The sequence below is a fragment of the Gluconacetobacter sp. genome, from assembly GCF_047721585.1.
Taxonomy (GTDB): Bacteria; Pseudomonadota; Alphaproteobacteria; order Acetobacterales; family Acetobacteraceae; genus Gluconacetobacter; species Gluconacetobacter dulcium.
Genome location: NZ_JBDNXE010000258.1, coordinates 1 through 1,642, shown reverse-complemented (window position 1 = coordinate 1,642; position 1,642 = coordinate 1). Strand labels below are relative to the sequence as shown.

At 62.6% G+C, this 1,642-nt stretch carries 2 protein-coding genes and 1 pseudogene; all 3 read left to right on the top strand.

The annotated features are described in order from the left end of the window. Positions 1-117: 117 nt before the first annotated feature. On the top strand, positions 118-1,122 hold the full coding sequence (gene trbB, locus ABF821_RS20975) for a P-type conjugative transfer ATPase TrbB (RefSeq protein WP_415531471.1): 1,005 nt from the start codon (positions 118-120) through the stop codon (positions 1,120-1,122). Then, the gene (locus tag ABF821_RS20970; RefSeq protein WP_415531470.1) at positions 1,119-1,487 is read left to right on the top strand and encodes a TrbC/VirB2 family protein; all 369 of its coding nucleotides are present in this window, start codon (positions 1,119-1,121) and stop codon (positions 1,485-1,487) included. The genes trbB and ABF821_RS20970 overlap by 4 nt, the downstream gene beginning before the upstream one ends. Continuing rightward, positions 1,487-1,642: pseudogene (locus tag ABF821_RS20965) on the top strand (conjugal transfer protein); the annotation flags it as partial. The gene ABF821_RS20970 and the pseudogene ABF821_RS20965, both read left to right, overlap by 1 nt.

The window sequence follows — 1,642 nt, the reverse complement described above, 5'->3', positions numbered from 1 at the left end:
GTTACGATCCTGTACGATCGCAGGAAAATGCTGTTGAAAACGGGAGAAAACAGCATTCTCTAATGATCCCCATCGTCGTCCGGAAAAGCCGGATGACCCATACGGACGGGGATTCCCATGGCGGTTACACCGATTGAAAATGGTGCCCGACAGCGTGGCATGTCCATGCTGCGCACGGCGATGGGACCGGCGATTGCCCGGCATCTCGCTGATCCCGGTGTGGTCGAGGTCATGCTCAATCCCGATGGGCGGTTGTGGATTGATCGTCTGTCCGTGGGGCTTGGCGATACGGGCGACAGGATTACGCCAGCCGATGCCGAGCGCATCGTGCGCCTGGTCGCACACCATGTCGGGGCGGAGGTGCATGAAGCGGCACCACGCGTATCCGCCGAGCTGCCAACCGGTGAACGGTTCGAGGGGCTTTTGCCACCCGTGGTGACGGCTCCGAGCTTTGCGATCCGCAAGCCCGCCGTGGCCGTGTTCACACTCGACGGTTATGTCGCTGCCGGGATCATGACCGATGCCCAGGCAGATTTCCTGCGCAGCGCTGTTGCGGAGCGGAAAAACATCCTGGTCGCGGGCGGGACCAGCACGGGCAAGACCACGCTGGTCAACGCCCTGCTGGCCGAGGTGGCCAAAACCGATGATCGCGTTGTCCTGATCGAGGACACGCGCGAACTGCAATGTACGGCACCCAACCTCGTGTCCATGCACACAAGGGACGGCATCGTCACGCTGTCCGAGCTGGTCCGTTCCGCCCTGCGCCTGCGGCCTGACCGTATTCCCATCGGTGAGGTGCGTGGGGCCGAAGCCCTCGATCTGGTCAAGGCATGGGGGACTGGCCATCCGGGCGGCATCGGCACGCTGCATGCCGGATCGGTGCTGGCGGCCCTGTATCGTCTGGAACAACTCATCCAGGAGGCGGTGGTCACGGTGCCACGCGCCATGATCGCCGAAACCATCGATGTGATCGCGATCCTGTCCGGGCGCGGCAATTCCCGCCACCTGTCCGAACTGGCGCAAATCGATGGCCTCGATCCCGTGAGGGGCACCTATCGCATCCGTCCGGCGGCCTTTTCCTCTTCCGAAACATCCTGCTCTGTCAATGGAGAAACATCATGAGGCCGCCTTCACGCCTGCGCGCCATCGTGTGCGCTGCCGCACGTCCCGACCGGCATGTGCCGGATCTGCGTGTATTCGGAACCTCCATGCTGCTGTCGATTGCTTTCGCATCATCAGCATGGGCGTCAGGATCCAGCATGCCGTGGGAAACACCCCTGAACGAGATTCTGGAATCCGTGCAGGGGCCGGTGGCCAAGATCATCTCGGTCATCATCATCACCGTGACCGGTCTGACGCTGGCCTTTGGCGAAACATCCGGCGGATTTCGCCGTCTGATCCAGATTGTCTTTGGCCTGTCCATCGCTTTTGCCGCCAGCTCGTTCTTCCTGTCCTTCTTTTCCTTCTCGGGCGGAGCACTGATCTGATGGCGGGATATGACGATGACGCGGTGGCGGGCTTTCATGTCCCGGTGCATCGGTCGCTGACCGACCCCATCCTGCTGGGTGGGGCACCCCGTGCCGTTGCCATCGCCAACGGCACGCTGGCGGCAGCGATCGCGCTGGGCCTGCGGCTGTGGCTG